The organism is Mycolicibacterium sp. MU0053 (assembly GCF_963378095.1).
GTDB lineage: Bacteria > Actinomycetota > Actinomycetes > Mycobacteriales > Mycobacteriaceae > Mycobacterium > Mycobacterium burgundiense.
Genome location: NZ_OY726397.1, coordinates 1183465 through 1203854, shown reverse-complemented (window position 1 = coordinate 1203854; position 20390 = coordinate 1183465). Strand labels below are relative to the sequence as shown.

Sequence of the window (20390 nt, the reverse complement as noted above, 5' to 3'; positions counted from 1 at the left end):
CGCCCATTCAGCTGGTGACGTTCTTCAGTTCGTCGCCCAAGGCTGCCGCCTCATCGGGCGTCAACTCCACCACGAGGCGGCCACCTCCCTCAAGTGGTACCCGCATCACGATGCCGCGCCCCTCCTTGGTTGCTTCCAGAGGACCGTCTCCAGTCCGGGGCTTCATGGCCGCCATCGAGTGCTCCCTCCACATTTAAGCTGGTCCATGGGTCCGGACCTGGTCAGCACGATCTGCCGATTCAATGTTCCATTGTTCCCTATGGCCCTGCCAGCGTGTGCAAGACCCGGCTGTTAAGCGCGTTCAGCTGCAGGAACCCAACAGTCCGCGACGTGGTCATCGACCATCCCGGTGGCCTGCATCAGGGCATAAGCAGTGGTAGGGCCCACGAAGCGGAAGCCGCGCCGCTTGAGCTCCTTGGCCATCGCGGTGGACTCCGGCGACGTCGCCGGCACCTCGGACAGGTCCACCGGCCGGGGCCGGGGTACGGGCGCAAACGACCACAGCAGCTCGGTCAGGTCGCCGTCGAGCTCCGCGATCGCGCGGGCGTTGCTGATCGTCGCGTCGATCTTGGCGCGGTTGCGCACGATCCCCGCATCGGCCATCAGCCGCTGCACCTCCGGGTCGCCGTAGCAGGCGACCTTGGCAACGTCGAACCCGTCGAAAGCCGCCCGGAAGTTGTCGCGTTTTCGCAAGATGGTCAACCACGACAGGCCGCTCTGGAACGCCTCGAGGGTCATCCGCTCGAAAAGCGCCACCGTGCCCCGCAACGGCCGGCCCCACTCCTGATCGTGGTAGTCGCGGTAGAGCTGAGCGTGGGCCCCGCGGACCGCTTCGACCCATCCGCACCGGACGAGGTCGTCGGCGGCCGCGCTCACCGGGCGTCCTGGCTGCTCTGCGCGTCGGCGTCCGCGGGCTCGGCCGCGGTGGCCGCCCGACGGTCTTCGACGCCTTGCTCGTGGACGCCGCGCAGCAGCGCGAGTTCGCCACGGAGCGAGTCGAGTTCGGCGCCGAGCCGCTCCAGAACCCAGTCGACCTCGCTGGTCTTGTACCCGCGCAGGGTTTGCGCGAACTTCACGTCCTCCACGTCGGCACCGGTCACGCCCGAGGCCGGCAACACGGTGGCCGTCGTCCCCCGCGGCAACGGCGGCAGCTGCTCACCACGCCCGAAGATCACGCTCGCCACGCCGAACAGCACGATGGCCACCAAAACGAGGACCACGAGATAGAGCAGAACCAGGGTCACCTCACCGATTTTGCCTCAACGCCCGCCGAACCGGCGTCGTGGTCACCACTCGGTTGTGGATAACGGTCGCTCAGCGCAGGGTGCTCATCGGGGGGCGGTCCTGCAGCGACACCGTGGTCGTCCGCGGTGTGAAGCCGTCGCCGTCGGCGAAGAACTGGGTGAGCCCGACACCGGAATCCGGCACGCCGCAACGCGTCAGCAGCGTCGCGATGACCTGCCGGCTCATCACGCCCAGCTCGGTCAGCGGGCGGTTGCGGTGTGCGCGTACCCCGAGGTTGACCTGTGCAATGGCATCGAGACCTAGCTTGTCGTAGGTGTCGACGAGCAGGCCGATCTCCACGCCGTAACCCGGCGCAAACGGCAACGAGGTGAGTAGCTCGCGGGTGGCCGCGTATTCGCCGCCCAGCGGTTGCAGCAGGCACCCCAGTTCCGGGCGCAGCGCGGCCAGCAGCGGCCGGGCCACCAACTCGGTGACGCGCCCGCCACCGTTGGTGTCCTCACCGCCGCTGACCTTCAGCGGGCGCCGGTAGAAGCCCTTGACCAGATGGATGCCGTCGGCGAGCAAGGTCGGGCCGACCAGTCGCGGCACGAACATCGGATCGGGATCGATCAGGTCGGAGTCGACGAACACCACGATGTCGCCGCTGGTGGCCGCGAGCGAGCGCCACAGCACTTCCCCCTTGCCGGGCTGCGGCGGCACCTCCGGCAGGGCCTGCTCGCGGCTGACGACGCGCGCCCCCGCGGCGATGGCCCGGATCTCGGTGTCGTCGGTGGAACCCGAGTCCAGCACGATCAACTCGTCGACGAGTCCGCCCAGCATCGGCGAGATGCTGTCGATGACCGAGGCGACGGTCTCCTCCTCATTGAGCGCGGGCAGCACCACGGAAATGGTGCGGCCCCGCTTGGCGGCCTCCAACTCGGCGAGCGTCCACGACGGACGGCTCCAACTGTGGTCGGAAAGCCAGGTATCGCCGGGCAATGTGCTCTTGGTGGACAGCTCCGGTGTCGTCGTCATGCCAGTCCCCTCACCGTGCGCGTCGGCTGACGCAGGCCTTCGATCGACGCGACCATCTCCAGTACGCGCCGAGTGGGGCCGACCTCGTGTACCCGGAACATCCGCGCGCCGTCGGCCGCCGCCAGAGCGGTGGCCGCCAGCGTGCCTTCCAGACGTTCGGTCAGACCCACACCAAGAGTCTCCCCGATAAAATCCTTGTTGCTCAGCGCCATCAGGACAGGCCATCCAGTGTTTACAAGCTCTTTCAGGTGGCGCAACAAACTAAGACTGTGGTGAGTGTTCTTACCGAAATCATGGGTCGGATCGATCAGAATCGCGTCCCGGTCGACCCCGGCGGAGACGGCGCGTTCGGCGGCCGCGGTGACCTCCCGGATGACGTCGGCGACGACGCCGTCGGTGGTGGTGCCGTAGCTGACCCGGAACGGTCGGGTGCGCGGCATGGCCCCGCCGGTGTGCGAACAGACCAGGCCGGCGCCGAACTCGGCGGCCACCTCCGGCAGGCCCGGATCTGCGCCCGCCCAGGTGTCGTTGATCAGGTCCGCGCCGGCGGCACACGCCAGCTTGGCGACCGACGCGCGCCAGGTGTCCACGCTGATCAGCTGCTCCGGATAGGCGTCCCGGAGCCACTCGATGAACGGCACCACGCGGGCGATCTCCTCGTCCGCATCGACCACCTGGCCGGGGCCGGCCTTGACCCCACCGATGTCGATGACGTCGGCGCCCGCTTCGATGACCTGGTGTACCGCCGACTTCGCGGCCTCGTCGGTGAACGTGGCGCCGCGGTCGTAGAAGGAGTCCGGGGTGCGGTTGACGATCGCCATGATCAGCGCGCGATCGCCCGCGACGGGCTTGCCCAGGAACGTCGAGTACACGCCGTCCAGGCTAGTGGAGCGCCCTTCAAGGCTTCGTCCCTCAGCCCTTCGGACGCTGCTGAACCAGACGGGGCACCGCCCCTTCAGGACTTCGTCCCTCAGCCCTTCGGACGCTGCTGAACCAGACGGGGCACCGCCCCTTCAGGACTTCGTCCCTCAGCCCTTCGGACGCTGCCCGGCCGCGACCTCTTCCGGGTACTCGTCGTGGAACGGGATGTACCCCTCGCGGCGGCCCGCCAGCACGAAGATCGGGTCGTCGACCTCCTCGCCGTAGGCCTGTTCGCGCAGGTCGACCTTGCGGCTCTTGAACGTCGTGGTCTGCTCGAGTTCGTCGACCACCCGGATGAACAGCGGGATCGCGTACACCGGCAGCTTCGCGTACAGCGTCTCGGCCAGCTCCACGCCGTCGAACTCGGCGCCGTCGCGGACCTTGACCGCGGCCATGCCCGCGCGCCCGCCGGTGCGCGGCACCTCGACCCCGAAGACCGTGCATTCCTCGATCTGCGGATCGGCGGTCAGGGCCGCCTCGACCTCGGTGGTCGCGACGTTCTCGCCCTTCCACCGGAAGGTGTCGCCGAGCCGGTCGGCGAACGAGGCGTGACCCATACCCTGCGGATTCATCACGTCACCGGTGTTGAACCAGACGTCGCCCTCCTTGAAGGCGTCCCGGATGAGCTTCTTTTCGCTGGCCTTCGGATCGGTGTAGCCGTCGAAAGGCGAGAGCCGGTTGACCGGGCTGATCAGCAGGCCCGGCTCCCCCGCCGGCACCTTGCGCACCCGGCCGGACTCGTCGCGGGTGGGCTCGCCGGTATCGGCGTCGTATTCGACGTAGGCCAGCGGCAGGAACGAGACGCCGGTGGTCTTGGGCACGTTGAAGATGTTGATGAATGCGGTGTTGGCCTCGCTCGCGGAGTAGAACTCGCACACCCGGTCAATGCCGAACCGCCCGGTGAACTCGTCCCAGATCTCAGGGCGCAAACCGTTGCCGGCCACCACCCGCACCTTGTGCGCCCGGTCGGTGGGCTTGACTGGCTGATTGAGCAGATAGCGGCACAGTTCACCGATGTAGACGAAGGCGGTCGCGTCATACGCGATGACCTCGTCCCAGAACCGCGACGCGGAGAACTTCTCGCCCAGCGCCAGCGTCGCACCCGCATTGAGCACCGAGGACATCGCGACCGTCAACGCGTTGTTGTGGTACAGCGGCAGGCAGCTGTAGAGGGTGTCATCGCTGGTGAGCCGCAGCCCGAGACCGCCGAAGATGCCCAGCGCGCGCAGCCAGCGCATGTGCGTCATGACGCTGGCCTTCGGATGACCGGTGGTGCCCGAGGTGAAGATGTAGAACGCCGGATCCTTGGCCAGCACCGCCGAGGCCGACCGCGGATTGCCGGTCGGCGCGGTGGCCGCCAAGGCCTCGAGGTCCGTGTTGGTGACCACCACACCGGGTGCGAGTTCGACCTCGGATTCGGTGATGTGCTCGACGAGATCGTCCTCGGAGACCAGCACCGTCGCGTTGAGCAGCCCGATGCTGTGCTTCAGTACGCCGCCGCGCTGGTGGTAGTTGAGCATGCCCGCCACCGCGCCGCATTTGACCGTGGCCAGCATCAGCAACACCGCGGTCGGCGAGTTGCGCTGCATGATCCCGACGACGTCGCCGTGCCCGACCCCGCGGCCGGCCAGGACCGCGGCGTACCGGTTGACGGTGTCGTTGGCCTGGCCGTACGTCAGTCGCTGTTCACCGAACTTGATGAAGACGTTGTCGGCGTGCTTCTTGGCCCGCTCCTGGAAGACCTTGCCGATCGAGGTCTTCGAGGTGGGGCGGGCCAGCAGGCCCGTGCTCACGCCTCGCAGGATCGACGGCGCGTCCATCAGTACGCCGGGCACCTGGCTGACGATGTCGAGAAGGCCGACAGAGGTGCGGGTATCGGTGGCTGCCATGCCGCCAGCCTAATCGGGGGCCGTGGGCCGCGGGGCGGGCCCGGGGGCACAAAGGTCGAGCGCGGCGTCGACGTCGCGGACCACCAACAGTCGATCCAGCGACCGCTGCGCGACGTAGCCGGACGCCACCAGGCCCTGCAGCCACGACAGCAGGCCGTCGTAGTGGCCGTCGGGATCGAGCACCACCACCGGCTTGTCATGCATCCCTAGGGAACCCGCGGTCCAGGTCTCGAACATCTCCTCCATGGTGCCGATGCCGCCGGGCAACGTGAGGAAGGCATCGGAGCGGTCCTCCATGACCTGCTTACGCTGCCGCATGGTGTCGGTGACGATGAGATCGTCGGCGTGCACGTCGGCGACCTCGCGGTGCACCAGGGCCTTGGGGATCACCCCGATCGTGCGACCGCCGCGGGACCGGGCCCCGTCGGCGACGGCTCCCATGGCCGAGACGTTGCCGCCACCGGAGACCAGCGCCCAGTTGCGGTCGGCGATCGCCCGGCCCACCTCGGTGGCCAGCGCCAGCAGTTCCGGATGCCGCGGTCCCGACGCGCAGTACACACACACCGCCCATTCACGTTGCACACGCTGAGGGTATTTGGGGCGATCACGGCCTCGGCAGACCGGCTCACCCATAGGATTCGGACGGTGTCGGTGCAATGGAGCGTCCCGCAGCATGCCGACGCGCTCGAGCGCCTCGAAGCGGCGCTCACCGGGGTCCCGGGAGCGGTGCTGACCGGGCCCGACGGGAGCGGCAAGTCGACGCTGGCCCGCCAGGTCGCCGAACGGTACGCCGCCGCGCATCCCGACGCGGTGTTGCGGTGGGTGACCGCGACCCCGACCGAGCAAGCGGTGCCCTTCGGCGCGTTCAGTCACCTCGTCGACCTCGCCGACATCGGCAAGCCCGCGGCGTTGTTGCGGGCGGCGCGGCTGTCGTTGCGGGCCGCGCCCGCAGACCTGCTGATCGTCGACGACGCCAATCAACTCGATCCCCTGTCGGCGACCCTGACCTATCAGTTGGCGCTGGCGGGCCAAACCCGGATGATCGTCACCGCCCGGGCCGACACCGCCGCGCCGACGGTCCGCGCGCTCTGGGACGACGGGCTGCTGAGCCGGGTACAGATCGAAACATCAGGTGCCACCTCGGATCCCGCCGCGACCGCGGAGTTCTTGGCCGCGCTGCCCGCCCCGGTGCGGGAGGTGCTCGACCACCTCAGCGTGCAGGAGCCGATTCCGCTCGCGGACCTCACCGAACTGACGTCGGCCGATGCGGTGCGCGAAGCCGAACGCCTCGGCGCCGCCGAGGTCCTCGCGCGCGGCGACACCCCGATGGTGTTCACCGCCCACCCGCTGTTCGCCGCGCAGGCGCTGGCCGCACTCGGCGATGCCGGGGCTCGCCGGCTGCGCTCCCGGCTCCTCGAACCGGCCCGCCGCCGCGCCCGCCCGCATCCCAGCGACCGGCTGCGGATCGCGGGGCTGGCGCTGGGCAGCGACCATCCGTTGTCCGTCGACGAGACCGTCGCGGCCGCCGGCGAAGCGTTACGCCTCGGCGACCTGTCGTTGGCCGAGCGACTGGCGCGTTCGGCGCTGGCCCGCTCGGCCCGGCTGGATGCGCGGCTGGTGCTGGCGCACGCGTTGGCCTGGCAGGGCCGCGGCCGCGACGCCGATGAGGTGCTGTCCGCCGTGGATTCGGCCGCGTTGACCGACGCGGAGTTGCTGGCCTGGGCGCTGCCGCGGGCCGCCAACCAGTTCTGGATGCTCGGAGCGCCGGAACGCGCCACGGCGTTTCTCAACACCGCGCGCGCCCGCCTCACCGCTGCCGCCGACCGGGTGACGCTGGACGCGTTGACCGCCACCTTCGCCATGAACTCGGGTAACCCGCAGCGGGCCCTGCAGATCGCCGCCGACGTGCTGGCCGCGCCGGTGGCCGACGACACCGCGGTGGCCTGGGCGGCCAGTGCGGCGAGCCTGAGTTCGGCGCGGATGGGCCGACTGGCCGAGGTCGACGGGTACGCGCAGCGCGCGGCCGGCGCCGAGCATCCGGGCCTGCTGCGGTTCACCGTCGGTCTGGCATTGACCAGCGTGTTGCTGATGGACGACGACGCCGACGGCGCCGAACGAATTGCCCAGCAGTACACCGACTTCGCCGAGTTGCAGCAGCCCGGGCGCGCCATCGGCGAGGTCCTGCTGGCCCACGTCCGGCTCGCCCGCGGCGACTTCGAGTCCGCGGCGACGCTGTTGGGTCCGGCCGCGGCGACGCTGGACCGGACCGGCTACTCGTGGGGGCCGCTGTCCCTGATGTTGTCGGCGACCGCGTTGGCCCGGCTCGGGGAGCTCACCGAGGCCGCAAAGGCGTTGTCGCGGGCGGAATCCCGACACGGCACCAAGTCGGCGTTGTTCGCCCCCGAGTTGGGTATCGCGCGGGCCTGGCGGCTGGCCGCGGGCCGCGATGAGCACGGCGCCCTGGCCGCCGCGCGGCAGGCCGCCGGGATGGCCGAGCGGTCGGGCCAGCGGGCCGTGGCGGTGCGCTGCTGGCGCGACGCGGTGGAGTTGGGCGATGCCCGGGCCGTCGACCCGTTGCGGCGGCTGTCGACAGCGGTGGGCTGCCCGCTCGCCGAGGCGGCGCTGCGCGCGGCCGAGGCGCAGACCGCTCAGCGCGCCAGGTAGGCCCGCAGCGTTTCGGTCACGGCGGTGATCTGGGCGATCTCGACGTTCTCGTCGCGCCGGTGCGCCAGGTTCGGATCGCCGGGACCGTAGTTGAGCGCCGGGATGCCCAGGGCGGCGAAACGGGCCACGTCGGTCCAGCCGTACTTCGCCCGGACCTGCCCACCGGCGGCGGCCACGAGTGCGGCGGCCGCGGGCTGCGCCAGCCCCGGCAGCGCCCCGGCGGCCGAGTCGGTCTGCTCGAGGGTGACCGGCAGTCCGTCGAGGACCTCCCGGACGTGGTCGAGGGCCTGCTGCGGGGAGCGGTCCGGGGCAAACCGGAAGTTCACCGTCACCGACGCCGCATCGGGAATGACGTTGCCGGCGACTCCCCCGTCGATCCGCACCGCCGACAGCCCCTCGCGGTACACGCAGCCGTCGATGTCGACGTTGCGGGGCCGGTACTCCGCCAGGCGGCCCAGCACCGCGGCGAGTTTGTGAATCGCGTTGTCGCCCATCCACGATCGTGCCGAATGCGCGCGGGTACCGGTGGCGCTGACGATGACACGCAGCGTGCCCTGACACCCCGCCTCGATGAAGCCGCCGGTGGGTTCGCCCAGGATCGCGACATCGGCGCGCAGCCACTCGGGCAGCTCGCGTTCGATGCGGCCCAGCCCGTTGGCGGCGGCCTCGATCTCCTCGCAGTCGTAGAAGACCAGCGTCAGGTCGTGCGCCGGGTCGGCCACGGTGGCGGCCAGATGCAGGAAGACCGCGTCGCCGGATTTCATGTCCGAGGTGCCGCAGCCGTACATCCGGCCGTCCTCGATGCGGCTGGGCAGGTTGTCGGCAATCGGGACGGTGTCCAGGTGCCCGGCCAGCAGCACCCGGCTCGGCAGGCCGCGGTTGGTGCGGGCCAGCACCGCATCGCCGTTGCGGATGACCTCGAAGCCGTCGGTCTGCGCGCGCAGCGCCGCCTCGACCAGGTCGGCGAGGCGCGCCTCGTCGCGCGATTCGCTGGGGATGTCGACGAGGGCCGCCGTCAGCGCAACGGGGTCGGCATGCAGATCGAGGCGGTCAACGCGGAGGTCGGGCACCCGTTCAGGGTATCGGGGCAGGCCCGGGCCCCACCCCGGTAGCCTGTAGCACCGTGACTGGAGCTTCGGGTTTTGGAGTGGCAACGCTGGCGGCCGACGGATCGGTGCTCGACACCTGGTTTCCGGCACCGGAACTGGGATCGTTCGACACCACGGGCACCCAACAGGGTCCCGACGGCGCCCCCGCCGACCTGGCCGGGCTGACCGGACGCGACGAGGACCGCGGCACCGAGACCGTGCTGGTCCGCACGACGATCGCCGACCTGGACGCCAAGGCCGTCGACACCTACGACGTGTACCTGCGGCTGCATCTGCTTTCGCATCGCCTGGTCGCGCCGCACAAGCTCAACGCCGAGGGCTTCTTCGGACTGCTCACCAACGTGGTGTGGACCAACCACGGCCCCTGCGCCATCGAGGGCTTCGAAACCGTGCGGGCCAGGCTCCGGCGCCGCGGCCCGGTGACGGTGTACGGCGTGGACAAGTTCCCCCGGATGGTCGACTACGTGGTGCCGTCCGGCGTGCGCATCGCCGACGCGGACCGAGTGCGCCTGGGCGCGCATCTGGCCGCCGGCACCACGGTCATGCACGAGGGTTTCGTCAACTTCAACGCCGGCACGCTGGGCTCCTCGATGGTGGAGGGCCGCATCTCGGCGGGCGTGGTGGTCGACGACGGGTCCGACATCGGCGGCGGCGCCTCCATCATGGGCACGCTGTCCGGCGGCGGCAGCGAGGTTATCTCGGTCGGCAAGCGGTGCCTGCTCGGGGCCAACTCGGGCCTGGGCATCTCGCTGGGCGACGACTGCGTGGTGGAGGCCGGCCTGTACGTCACGGCGGGTACCAAGGTCGCCACCCCCGACGACAAGTCGGTCAAGGCCCGCAAGCTGTCCGGCGCCAACAACCTGTTGTTCCGCCGGAACTCGATCAGCGGTGCCGTCGAGGTGGTGTCCCGCGGCGGCCACGGCATCACGCTCAACGAGGACCTGCACGCCAACTAGGCACCGCGGCGCGCGGCCGGTTACTCGGCGGCCAAGATGCAGAACTCGTTGCCCTCGGGATCGGCCAGCACCACCCAACTCTGGTCCCCCTGTCCGATGTCGACGGGTCGGGCACCGAGGGCGACCAACCGCCGTACCTCGGCCTGCTGATCGTCGGGCGTGAAGTCCAGGTGCACGCGGTTCTTCACGACCTTGTCCTCGGGTACGGCCAGAAATATCCATGGCGGCCCCGCTCCGGGCGGCGGGGTCAACCGCACATCCCCGTCGGAGTCGACGTGGTGTGGCCAGCCGAGCGCCTGCGCCCACCACTGGCCGAGCGCCGTGGCGTCGCGGGCGTCGATGCAGATTTCGGCGAAGGTCAAACCCATTACCCAAGCTCCTTTTTGAGCACCTTGCCCATCGCGTTGCGCGGTAGAGCGTCCACCATCCGCACCTCCCGCGGTCGCTTGTGCACCGAAAGCTGCTCGGCCACAAACGCAATGAGTTGCTCCGGCGTGGCCTGCCCCACCACGAAGGCCACGATCCGCTGGCCCAGGTCGTCGTCGGGCAACCCGACCACCGCGGCCTCGGCCACCCCGGGATGTCCCAGCAGTGCGGTCTCGATTTCACCGGCGCCCACCCGGTAGCCGCCGGTCTTGATCAGGTCGACGGATTCGCGGCCCACGATGCGGTGCATGCCGGTGTCGTCGACGACCGCGACATCGCCGGTGCGGTACCACCCGTCGTCACCCAACACCTCCGCGGTGGCCGCCGGGCGGTTCAGATAGCCGTCGAACAGCATGGGCCCGCGCACCTGAAGCCGGCCGATGGTTTCCGCGTCGTGCGGCACCGCGCCGCCGTCCTCGTCGACCACCCGCGTCTGCACGCCGTCGAGCGGCATCCCCACCCAGCCCGGCCTGCGTTCGCCGTCGACGAGAGTGCTCAACGTGATCAGCGATTCGGTACTGCCGTACCGTTCCACCGGCGCGTGTCCGGTCAGCTCGACCATCCGCTCGAACACCGGAACCGGCAGCGCGGCGCTGCCGGACACCAGCAGCCGCGCCGACCGCAACGCGGTGGCCGAGGCGGTATCGGACACCAGCCGGGACCAGACCGTCGGAACCCCGAAAAATAAAGTGCCGCCGTTGCTTTCGGCGGCCCGGGCGTAGCCCTCCGGGGTCGGCCTGCCGGTGTGGACAAAGCGATTGCCGATGCGCAGCGAGCCGAGCAGACCCAGCACCAGGCCGTGCACGTGGAACAGCGGCAGCCCGTGCACCAGGGTGTCCTCCGGCGTCCACCGCCAGGCCGCCGCGAGCGCATCGATGTCGGCCGCGATCGCACGGCGGCTGGTCTGCACGCCCTTGGGCGCACCGGTGGTGCCCGAGGTGTACATGATGTAGGCCGGCGCATCGGGGGCCGGTTCGGCATAGCGGTGCCAGGAGCGCGCGTGCAACCGGACCGGCACATGCGGCAGTCCGCCGGTGTCCGCGGGCAGCTCGCCGAGCCAGGCCTGCGCACCCGAATCGGTCAGGATGTGGGCGCGTTCGGCCGCGCCGACGTCGGCCGGCACCGGGACGAACGGCACCCCCGCGATCAGGCAGCCGGTGACGGCCAGCACGGTGGTGGCGCTCGGGGTCGCGAGCACCGCCACCCGCGCGGCGCCCCCGACTCGTTCGGCGACCGAGGTGGCCGCGCCGACGAGGTCGCTGCGGCTCAGCGTGGTTTCGCCGATCGTGACGGCGTCGGGCAGGTCGGATCCGCCGGCAACGGCGGCGGGGTTCAGGGAGGCCAGCAACACGCCTGTGACGGTACCGCGATACTGGCCGGGTGGATCCGATCGAACGACTGTCCAGCCGCGAGGTCTACCGCAACGCCTGGATGACCGTCCGCGAAGACGCCCTCCGACGCCCCGACGGCACCCGGGGCGTCTACGGGGTGATCGACAAACCCGACTACGCGCTGGTGATCGCGCGGGATCGGGACCGGTTCATGCTCGTCGAGCAGTTCCGGTACCCACTGGGGTTGCGCCGGTGGGAGTTTCCGCAGGGCACCGGGCCCGGCCTGGCGGCGGTGGCACCGGCCGAACTCGCCGCCCGGGAACTGCGGGAGGAGACCGGGCTGCGGGCCGACTCGATGGTCGAGTTGGGTCTGCTCGACCTCGCGGCCGGCATGAGCAGCCAGCGCGGCCGGGTCTTTCTGGCCACCGGGATCAGCGAGGGCGAACACGAGCGTGAACCCGAGGAACAGGACATGCGCAGCGCGTGGTTCGCGCGCGCCGACGTCGAGGCGATGATGCGGCGCGGGGAAATCACCGACGCCCAGTCGATCGCGGCGTGGGCGCTGTTGCAACTGTCCGGCGGCGACGGCAACTGAGGAGCGGTCTCGGACCGGCAACGCCTTTGCCAAGACCCGGCATCGACTGCATAACAACTGGTCATCGCGCCGCGTCGGGGTCCGGAGCGCTCACCGGCCGCCACTACGGTGGTGGCAGAGAGCCCCCCACCATCGAGGATCACCATGACTGCCCGCCGTCTCCGTTCCGTGCTGCGCGGATACCCCGCCGTGGGGTTGCTGCTCGGTGCGGTACTGGGGCTGTTCGCGGCCGGGGTGGCGCCGGCGCACGCGGCCCCGCAGCCGTGGACGGGGCAGTACTCGATGGTGACCTACGCCTCGCAGAAGGGCGGTACCAGTGCCGCTGCGCGGCAGGGCGAGGGCGACTTCGGTGCGGTCTTCGCCGTGACGACCTCGTGTGCCGGCGGCGCGTGTGTGGCCACCGCAATCGGGCCGGCCTCGTCGAATCCGACCGTGCCGCATCCGCTGCGCTACAGCTGGGACGGACAGCAGTGGAAGACCAGCTACGACTGGGTCTGGCAATGCGCGGCGGACTCGCAGTGGAGCCCCGCACGTTCCTTCACCTACTACGCGCCGCGGGCCGACGGTTCGTTGCGGGGCATGTGGCACACCGACATCGCCTCGGGTGCGTGCCGGGGTTCGGTGGTCATGCCGGTGGCCGCCCACCCGGTGTGATCAGCGGCGCGCGAGCGCCCGCAGGAAGAACATCAGATTGGCCGGCCGCTCCGCGAGGCGGCGGATGAAATAGCCGTACCACTGCTCGCCGAACGGCACGTACACCCGCACCGGGTGGCCCTCCCCGGCCAGGCGCAGCTGCTCGTCCGCCCGGATTCCATACAGCATCTGATACTCGAAATCCGCTGCGCCACGCGCGGTCTCGCGTAGCAACGCCGGGACCGCGTCGATCACGACCGGGTCGTGGGAGGCCACCATCGGGTATCCGCTGCCGGCCATGAGCACGCGCAGGCAGCGCAGATAATTGGCGGTGACCTCGTCGCGGTCGCGGTAGGCCACCGACGCCGGCTCGTCATAGGCGCCCTTGCACAGCCGAACCCGGGCACCGGCGTCGGCGAGATCCCGGCAGTCGGCGTGGCTGCGGTGCAGGTACGCCTGCACCACGGTGCCCAACTGGTCGAAGTCGGTGCGCAGTTCCCGCACGATCGCCAACCGGGAATCGGTGCCGGCGAACCCCTCGGCGTCGATCGTCACCCACGCGCCCACGTCCCGGGCACGAGCGCAGATCGCATGCGCGTTCTCGGCCGCGATCTTCTCACCGTCGCGGCCCAGGGCCTGGCCCAACGCCGAGAGCTTCAGCGAAACCTCCACCTCCGCAACGGCACCGGCGCCGGCTGCGGCGGTGTCGGCCAGCGCGTCGAGCAGCAGCAGATAGGCCCGCACGTTCGCATCGGCCGCATCGGTGTCGGTGACGTCCTCGCCGAGGTGGTCGATGCTGACCAGGCGGCCGGTGCCACGCAGTTTCGCGACGGCGGCCACCACGTCATCGACGGTTTCCCCGGCTACGAAGCGGTGCACCACTTTCCGGGTCACCGGCCAACTTTGGGCGGCTTGCTTGAGCCGGTCCGACCGGCTCGCGGCCAGGATCGCCGGACGCGCGAGGGTGCCGAACACGGTGGCCATCGCTACCGGCCCATGTGCGGGTAGCGATGTTCGGTCGGCGGGACAAAGGTCTCCTTGAGTGAGCGCGCGGACGTCCACCGCAGCAGGTTCAGCGGCGACCCGGCCTTGTCGTTGGTGCCCGAGGCCCGCGACCCGCCGAATGGTTGTTGACCGACGACGGCGCCGGTCGGTTTGTCGTTGACGTAGAAGTTGCCGGCCGCGAAGCGAAGTCGCTCGGCGGCCGCGGCGATGGCCACCCGGTCATCGGCGATCAGCGCACCGGTCAACGCGTACTTGGCGCCGACATCCACCACGCCCAGAATGTCGTCGAACTTGTCGTCGGGGAAGACATGCACCGCCAGGATCGGTCCGAAATACTCGGTGGCGAAGGCCTCGTCGGTCGGGTCGTCGGACAACAGCACCGTGGGCCGTACGAAATACCCGGTGCTGTCGTTGTATTCACCCCCGGCGGCCACCGTGACACCCGGGGCGCTCTTGGCCCGCTCGATCGCCGTCACGTTCTTGGCGAATGCCCGCTCGTCGATCAGCGCGCCGCCGTAGTTGTCCAGGTCGGTGACGTCGCCGTAGCGCAGTTGCTCGGTGGCGCCCAGGAACTCATCGCCCATCTGCTGCCATACCGAATGCGGGATGAACGCCCGGGAGGCCGCCGAACACTTCTGGCCCTGATAGTCGAACGCCCCGCGGATCAACGCCGTGCGCAACACTTCCGGGCGCGCCGACGGGTGCGCGACCACGAAGTCCTTGCCGCCGGTCTCCCCGACCAGCCGCGGATAACTGTGGTACCGCTCGATATTGGATCCGACCTCCCGCCACAGGTGCTGGAAGGTGGCGGTCGAGCCGGTGAAGTGGATGCCGGCCAGCCGCGGGTCGGTCAGCACCACCTCGGAGACCGCGAAGCCGTCGCCGGTGACCAGGTTGATGACCCCCGGCGGCAGACCCGCCGCCTCCAGCAGTTGCATCGTCAGATACGCCGCCAGGGTCTGGGTGATCGACGGTTTCCACACCACGGTGTTGCCCATCAACGCTGGTGCGGTGGGCAGGTTGCCGGCGATCGCGGTGAAGTTGAAGGGCGTGACGGCGTAGACGAAACCGTCCAGCGGCCGGTAGTCGGTGCGGTTCCACACCCCCGGTGAGCTGTTCGGCTGCTGCTCCAGGATGCCGCGGGCGAAGGCGACGTTGAACCGCCAGAAGTCGACGAGTTCGCAGGGCGCGTCGATCTCGGCCTGATACGCGGTCTTGGACTGGCCCAGCATGGTGGCCGCGGCGATCTTCTCCCGCCACGGCCCGGACATCAGGTCCGCGGCGCGCAGGAACACCGCGGCCCGGTCGTCGAACGGCAGGGCCGCCCAGCCGGCCCGGGCGGACATCGCGGCGTCCACGGCCGCGGCGGCCTGCCCGTGTTCGGCGTTGGTGAGGGTGCCCAGCACCGCGCTGTGCCGGTGCGGCTGGACGACGTCGATTCGTCGCCCGTCGCCCATCGCGTGCCTGCCGCCGATGACGTGCGGCAGGGCGATCGCGGCGCCGGAGAGTTCGGCCAGCGCCGCGAGCAGGCGGTCTCGTTCGGGGGATCCCGGCGCGTAGTCGCGCACGGGTTCGTTGTGCGGAAGCGGCACCTCGGTGATGCCGGTGACGGCGGCCATACCGATCAGCATCCCCGAGAAGCGCGGCCAAACAGTTAGCCGATCAACCAACGCGCATAAGCTTGGTTAGTAGAATCGACCAATATGACCGGTACCGGTGTGAGCCTGGGCCAATTGCTGCTTGCGCTGGACGCGACGCTGGTCAACCTGGTCGAGGCGCCGCGCGGACTGGACCTGCCGGTGGCCTCGGCGGCCTTGATCGACGCGGACGACGTGCGGCTCGGTCTGGCCGTGTCGGCGGGCTCGGCGGACGTGTTCTTCCTGCTGGGCGTCGCCGGCGACGAGGCGCTGGGCTGGATCGACCGCCAGACCGCGACCACCCGGCCCACCGCCATCTTCGTCAAGGAGCCGGGTTCCGATCTGGTGCGCCGCGCCGCGGCCTGCGGCGTCGCCGTCGTCGCGGTGGAGCCCCGCGCCCGCTGGGAGCGGGTGTACCGGCTGGTCAATCACGTCTTCGACCATCACGGCGACCGGGCCGATCCACACCATGATTCCGGCACCGATCTGTTCGGGCTCGCGCAGTCGATCGCCGAGCGCACCCACGGCATGGTCAGCATCGAGGACGCCCAATCACACGTCCTGGCGTACTCGGCCTCCAACGACGAGGCCGACGAACTGCGGCGGCTGTCCATTCTGGGGCGTGCCGGGCCGCCGGAGCATCTGCGGTGGTTGGCCCAGTGGGGCATCTTCGATGCGTTGCGCAGCGATTCGCAGGTGGTCCGGGTGCAGGAGCGGCCGGAGCTGGGGCTGCGGCCGCGTCGCGCGATCGGCATCCACCAGCCCGCCGCGGATCGTCGGCACGCCCCGGTCTTCGGCGGCACCATCTGGGTGCAGCAGGGATCGCGGCCGTTGGCCGAGGACGCCGACGAGGTGCTGCACGGCGCGGCGGTGCTGGCCGCACGCATCATCGCGCGGCTCGCGGCGACGCCGTCGACGCATGCGTTGCGGGTGCAGGAACTGCTCGGTCTGCGCCGGGATGGCACCGCCGACGATCCGGCCGCCACCGCCCGCGAACTCGGGATCGCCCCGGACGGGCGCGCCGCGGTGGTGGGGGTCGAAAGTGCCGCGGCACAGCCGCGGCTGGCCGATGTGCTGGCCCTGAGCGCGAGCGCCTTTCATCGCGACGCGCAGGTCAGTGCCGTCGGGCAGCGGGTCTATGTGCTGTTCCCCGAGGCGGGCCGACCCGCCGCCGTCACGTCCTGGGTTCGTGGGGTGGTCGCATCGCTGCGGACCGAACTCGGGCTGGAACTGCGCGCGGTCATCGCGGCGCCGGTTGCCGGATTGGCGCAGGCGGCCGCGGCCCGGGTCGACATCGACCGCGTGCTCGACAGCGCCGGGCGACATCCGGACACCATCGGGCAGGTGAGCTCGCTGGTGGAGGCCCGCACCACCGTCGTGCTCGACGAGATCGTCACGTGGCTGGCGGCCAACGCCCACCTGGTCGATTCCCGGGTGGGGCGGTTGGATTCGATGCTGACCGAGACGCTGCGCGCCTACCTGGACAGCTTCGGGGACGTGGCGGCCGCCGCGCGGTGGCTACACGTGCACCCCAACACAGTGCGTTATCGGGTGCGCCGGATCGAGCAGGTCCTGGGGACCTCGCTGGCCGATCCGGATGTCCGACTGCTGTTGGCGTTGAGTCTGCGGGCCCTGGACCAGTGACGCGCTAGGAGCGTGGGTCGGTAACACGCCGGGTGGGGTGTCTGGGTTGGCGGCGGGTGTAGGGGATCATGGGGTGTGCCTGATGATCTCGATGCCGAGGGTTTGTTCGAGGTAGATCCCGAACTGCGGGTGGATTCGCATTCTGTGGCGCCGAAGGCGCCGGTGGATAAGTCGTTTCGCCCGTTCAACCCGGATCAAGACTTGTTGTTGCCGCCATCGCTGGATGACTGGCTACCGGCCGAGCACCTGGTCCGGTTCATCGCCGATCTGGTCGATGAGCACTTGGACCTGTCCCGGATCCACGCCGCCTATACCGAGGTCCGCGGTGGGCCACCGTATGACCCGCGGCTGATGGTGCGGATCCTGCTGTATGGCTACACCACCGGGGTTCGTTCCTCGCGCAAGCTGGAAGCCGCCTGCACCGATGTGGTCGCGTTTCGGTGGCTGGCTGCAGGCAGCGCCCCGGACTATCGGGCGATCGCCCGGTTCCGCAAACGCCACCTCTCGGCGTTGGGACGCCTGTTCGTCCAAGCGTTGGCGTTGTGCCAGGCCGCCGGGATGGTCAGCCTGGGCCAGGTCGCACTCGATGGCACGAAGGTGCGCGCCAATGCCTCCAAACGCAAAGCCATGAGCTACGTCCGGATGACCGAGAAGGAAAAGATCCTGGCCGCTGAGGTCTCAGCACTGCTGGCCGAGGCGCAGCGCATCGACACCGCCGAAGACAAGGCGTTCGGCAAAAATCGCCGCGGTGACGAACTACCGGCGGAGCTGGCGCGGCGCGAAACCCGGCTGGTCAAGATCCGGGAAGCCAAGGCCGCCCTGGAAGCCGAAGCCGCCCAAGCGGCACGGGAACGCGCTGAGCAGCGGGCCAAAGACCGCGGTGACGACGATGACACCACCGCGGGCAAGGGTGCCGCGGCTGCGCAGGCCGCGACACCGAAACCGAAGGCGCAACGCAACTTCACCGACCCCGATTCCAAGATCATGCTCACCAGCGACGGGGCATTCCACCAGTGCTACAACGCCGCGGCCGTCGTCGACGGTGATCATCAGGTGATCGTGGCCACCGAAGTGGGCACCAACGCCGCCGACGTGAACACGCTGATGCCGATGACCGAACAAACCGTCACCAACACCGGCCAGATTCCTAGCCAAATGCTCGCCGATGCCGGCTACACCAGCACCGCCAACCTCGACGCCGCCGCCGGGTTCACCGAAGAACATGGCACCGAGTTCTTCATCGCCCCCGGCCGCCCCCGCCGCGATGACCCGCCACCGGTCGCCCCGCGGGGACGCATCCCCGCCGAGGCCACCGCAAAACAGCGGATGGCCCGCAAGCTGGCCACCAAACGCGGACAGACCGTTTATGCCCGCCGCAAAGCGATCGTCGAACCGGTCTTCGGCCAGATGAGCACCCTGCAGAACGCCAAACATCTGCTGCTGCGAGGACTCGACCAAGCCCGCGGAGAATGGCTGCTGCTAGCCGCCTGCCACAACCTACGAAAACTGCACGGCCACATCGGAGTTACCGGACTGACCGCCCTACCGGCCTAACAAGCCATCCGATGGGGCGTCTCAATTGCCAGCACCCGACCCATCGGAGACCTCCACACCGAGCGGGCACCCGGATCACCCACATCACGTGAAATGCGATCGCTACCCACATTCGACACCCCGCACCCCCTCAAGGCGTTACCGACCCGCGCTCCTAGGCCAGCCGGTCGGCGGCCGCGGCGATCCGCTCGTCGGTCGCGGTCAACGCGATCCGCACGTGTTGCGCGCCGCGGGGACCGTAGAACTCGCCGGGTGCCACCAGGATCCCGCGGTCGGCGAGCCAGGACACGGTGTCGCGGCAGGGTTCGCCGCGGGTGGCCCACAGGTACAGCCCGGCCTCGGAATGCTCGACGGTGAAACCCGCCTTGCGCACCGCGGGCAATAGCGCCGCACGCCGCCGTTGATAGGTGTCCCGCTGCCGCGCCTCGTGTTCGTCGTCGCCGAGGGCGGCCACCATGGCCGCCTGCACCGGGGTCGGCACCATCATCCCGGCGTGTTTGCGCACCGCGAGCAACTCGGCGACCAGCGCGGTATCGCCGGCAACGAAACCGGAGCGGTATCCGGCCAGCGACGACGTCTTCGACAGTGAATGCACCGCGAGCAGGCCGGTGTGGTCCCCGTCGCACACGTCCGGGTGCAGCACCGACAGCGGTTCGGCGTCCCACGCCAGACCCAGATAGCACTCGTCGGAGGCGACGACGGTGCCGCGTTCGCGGGCCCAGCCCACCACCTTGCGCAGGTGGTCGAGGCCCAGCACCTTGCCGGTCGGGTTGCTCGGGGAGTTGATGAACACCAGGGCGGGTCGCTGCGGGCCGAGCTGGGTCAGCGAGTCGGCGGCCAGGACCTGGGTACCGGCCAGCCGGCCGCCCACGTCATAGGTCGGATACGCGAGTTCGGGAATGACGACGAGGTCCTCGGATCCCAGTCCGAGCAGCGTCGGCAACCAGGCGATGAGCTCCTTGGTGCCGATGACCGGCAGCACCGCGGCCTCGCTGAGCCCGGTGACCCGGTACCGGCGGTGCAGCGCGGCCACCGCGGCCGCGCGCAGGGCCGGGGTACCTGCGGTCGTCGGATAGCCGGGCGACGGCGCGGCCGCCGCCAGCGCGTCCTGGATCAGCGGGGCGACGGGATCGACCGGAGTGCCGACCGACAGGTCGACGATGCCGTCGGGATGCGCGCGGGCCTTGGCCGTGACATCGGCCAAGGTGTCCCACGGAAAGACCGGCAGCGACGCCGATACCGGGCGCCGGCGTGACATCGTTCGGATCAGTCGCCCTGCGGAGGCATGTTCTTGACGGCCTCCGGATCGTTGTCGGTCTGACCCACCTTGGACGCGCCACCCGGGGAGCCGAGTTCGTCGAAGAAGTCGGCGTTGTACTGGGTGTAGGCAGCCCAGTTATCCGGCACGTCATCCTCGTAGAAGATGGCCTCGACCGGGCAGACCGGCTCGCACGCGCCACAGTCCACGCACTCATCGGGGTGGATGTAGAGCATCCGTGCGCCCTCATAGATGCAGTCGACGGGGCACTCTTCGATGCATGCCTTGTCTTTGACGTCGATGCAGGGTTCGGCGATCGTGTAGGTCACAGAAAGCTCCTCAGGATTTCTCTGCGTTGTCTCGTTTTGGTGGGCTGCTGTCCTGGTCGTCCAGCGGGCTGCGAACAGTATCCACGGTCACAACTAGACGGCTGTGCCAGTGTGCCCTAACTTGCGCGCCTCGCAAGGCAGCGCGCGGTTACTGATACTAGACGTTGCATATACAAACTC

Annotated in this window: 20 protein-coding genes; 6 read left to right on the top strand and 14 right to left on the bottom strand. The window is 69.7% G+C overall.

Features of this window, described 5'->3' with window-relative positions:
* Positions 1-7 precede the first annotated feature (7 nt).
* The 7 genes from RCP80_RS05715 to RCP80_RS05685 all read right to left on the bottom strand — a co-directional run bounded on the left by RCP80_RS05715 (position 8) and on the right by RCP80_RS05685 (position 5702).
* A complete protein-coding gene (locus RCP80_RS05715; protein ID WP_005059648.1) occupies positions 8-175 on the bottom strand; it encodes a DUF3117 domain-containing protein in 168 nt (55 codons plus the stop codon).
* A 116-nt stretch (positions 176-291) separates the two neighbouring features.
* Positions 292-876, bottom strand: a complete 585-nt coding sequence (locus RCP80_RS05710; RefSeq protein ID WP_308481415.1) for a DNA-3-methyladenine glycosylase I — start codon at positions 874-876, stop codon at positions 292-294.
* The gene (locus RCP80_RS05705; protein WP_308481414.1) at positions 873-1244 is read right to left on the bottom strand and encodes a DivIVA domain-containing protein; all 372 of its coding nucleotides are present in this window, start codon (positions 1242-1244) and stop codon (positions 873-875) included. Before RCP80_RS05705 ends, RCP80_RS05710 begins: the two co-directional genes overlap by 4 nt.
* Before the next feature lie 70 nt (positions 1245-1314).
* On the bottom strand, positions 1315-2259 hold the full coding sequence (locus RCP80_RS05700) for a glucosyl-3-phosphoglycerate synthase (protein ID WP_308481413.1): 945 nt from the start codon (positions 2257-2259) through the stop codon (positions 1315-1317).
* On the bottom strand, positions 2256-3131 hold the full coding sequence (gene folP, locus RCP80_RS05695; RefSeq protein WP_308481412.1) for a dihydropteroate synthase: 876 nt from the start codon (positions 3129-3131) through the stop codon (positions 2256-2258). Before folP ends, RCP80_RS05700 begins: the two co-directional genes overlap by 4 nt.
* 156 nt (positions 3132-3287) lie before the next feature.
* Positions 3288-5069, bottom strand: a complete 1782-nt coding sequence (gene fadD6 / locus RCP80_RS05690; RefSeq protein WP_308481411.1) for a long-chain-acyl-CoA synthetase FadD6 — start codon at positions 5067-5069, stop codon at positions 3288-3290.
* Positions 5070-5078: 9 nt separating this feature from the next.
* Positions 5079-5702, bottom strand: coding sequence for a cytokinin riboside 5'-monophosphate phosphoribohydrolase (locus RCP80_RS05685; RefSeq protein ID WP_373693452.1), 624 nt, complete (start codon positions 5700-5702; stop codon positions 5079-5081).
* Between the two features lie 12 nt (positions 5703-5714).
* Here RCP80_RS05685 and RCP80_RS05680 point away from each other — a divergent pair, with 12 nt between their 5' ends.
* A complete protein-coding gene (locus tag RCP80_RS05680) occupies positions 5715-7733 on the top strand; it encodes an ATP-binding protein (RefSeq protein WP_308481409.1) in 2019 nt (672 codons plus the stop codon).
* Here RCP80_RS05680 and dapE read toward each other — a convergent pair.
* Entirely contained in the window at positions 7718-8803 is a 1086-nt protein-coding gene (gene dapE, locus RCP80_RS05675; protein ID WP_308481408.1) for a succinyl-diaminopimelate desuccinylase, read from the bottom strand. The genes RCP80_RS05680 and dapE overlap by 16 nt on opposite strands.
* Positions 8804-8856: 53 nt before the next feature.
* Here dapE and dapD point away from each other — a divergent pair, with 53 nt between their 5' ends.
* The gene (gene dapD, locus RCP80_RS05670) at positions 8857-9798 is read left to right on the top strand and encodes a 2,3,4,5-tetrahydropyridine-2,6-dicarboxylate N-succinyltransferase (RefSeq protein WP_308481407.1); all 942 of its coding nucleotides are present in this window, start codon (positions 8857-8859) and stop codon (positions 9796-9798) included.
* Between the two features lie 20 nt (positions 9799-9818).
* Here dapD and RCP80_RS05665 read toward each other — a convergent pair whose 3' ends face one another.
* Together RCP80_RS05665 and RCP80_RS05660 are read right to left on the bottom strand one after the other, a co-directional pair.
* Positions 9819-10166, bottom strand: coding sequence for a VOC family protein (locus tag RCP80_RS05665; protein ID WP_308481406.1), 348 nt, complete (start codon positions 10164-10166; stop codon positions 9819-9821).
* Positions 10166-11575, bottom strand: coding sequence for an acyl-CoA synthetase (locus RCP80_RS05660; protein ID WP_308481405.1), 1410 nt, complete (start codon positions 11573-11575; stop codon positions 10166-10168). Before RCP80_RS05660 ends, RCP80_RS05665 begins: the two co-directional genes overlap by 1 nt.
* Before the next feature lie 29 nt (positions 11576-11604).
* Between RCP80_RS05660 and RCP80_RS05655 the strand changes: the two genes are divergently transcribed.
* Together RCP80_RS05655 and RCP80_RS05650 are read left to right on the top strand one after the other, a co-directional pair.
* Complete coding sequence (locus RCP80_RS05655; RefSeq protein ID WP_308481404.1) at positions 11605-12150, top strand: NUDIX domain-containing protein; 546 nt, start codon at positions 11605-11607, stop codon at positions 12148-12150.
* 144 nt (positions 12151-12294) lie between these two features.
* Complete coding sequence (locus RCP80_RS05650) at positions 12295-12804, top strand: Rv2253 family sensor-like surface protein (RefSeq protein WP_308481403.1); 510 nt, start codon at positions 12295-12297, stop codon at positions 12802-12804.
* Here RCP80_RS05650 and RCP80_RS05645 read toward each other — a convergent pair whose 3' ends face one another.
* Positions 12805-13767, bottom strand: coding sequence for a proline dehydrogenase family protein (locus RCP80_RS05645; RefSeq protein ID WP_308481402.1), 963 nt, complete (start codon positions 13765-13767; stop codon positions 12805-12807).
* A 2-nt stretch (positions 13768-13769) separates the two neighbouring features.
* Positions 13770-15407, bottom strand: coding sequence for an L-glutamate gamma-semialdehyde dehydrogenase (gene pruA / locus RCP80_RS05640; RefSeq protein ID WP_308481401.1), 1638 nt, complete (start codon positions 15405-15407; stop codon positions 13770-13772).
* Positions 15408-15491: 84 nt separating this feature from the next.
* Between pruA and RCP80_RS05635 the strand changes: the two genes are divergently transcribed.
* Positions 15492-17069, top strand: a complete 1578-nt coding sequence (locus tag RCP80_RS05635) for a PucR family transcriptional regulator (RefSeq protein WP_308481400.1) — start codon at positions 15492-15494, stop codon at positions 17067-17069.
* 162 nt (positions 17070-17231) lie between these two features.
* Positions 17232-18623, top strand: coding sequence for an IS1182 family transposase (locus RCP80_RS05630; RefSeq protein WP_465270705.1), 1392 nt, complete (start codon positions 17232-17234; stop codon positions 18621-18623).
* A gap of 154 nt (positions 18624-18777) precedes the next feature.
* Here RCP80_RS05630 and dapC read toward each other — a convergent pair whose 3' ends face one another.
* A complete protein-coding gene (dapC, locus tag RCP80_RS05625) occupies positions 18778-19881 on the bottom strand; it encodes a succinyldiaminopimelate transaminase (RefSeq protein WP_308481399.1) in 1104 nt (367 codons plus the stop codon).
* An 8-nt stretch (positions 19882-19889) separates the two neighbouring features.
* Positions 19890-20210 carry a ferredoxin gene (fdxA, locus tag RCP80_RS05620; RefSeq protein WP_308481398.1) on the bottom strand — a complete coding sequence of 107 codons (321 nt, stop codon included), beginning with the start codon at positions 20208-20210 and terminating at the stop codon, positions 19890-19892.
* Between the last annotated feature and the right edge of the window lie 180 nt (positions 20211-20390).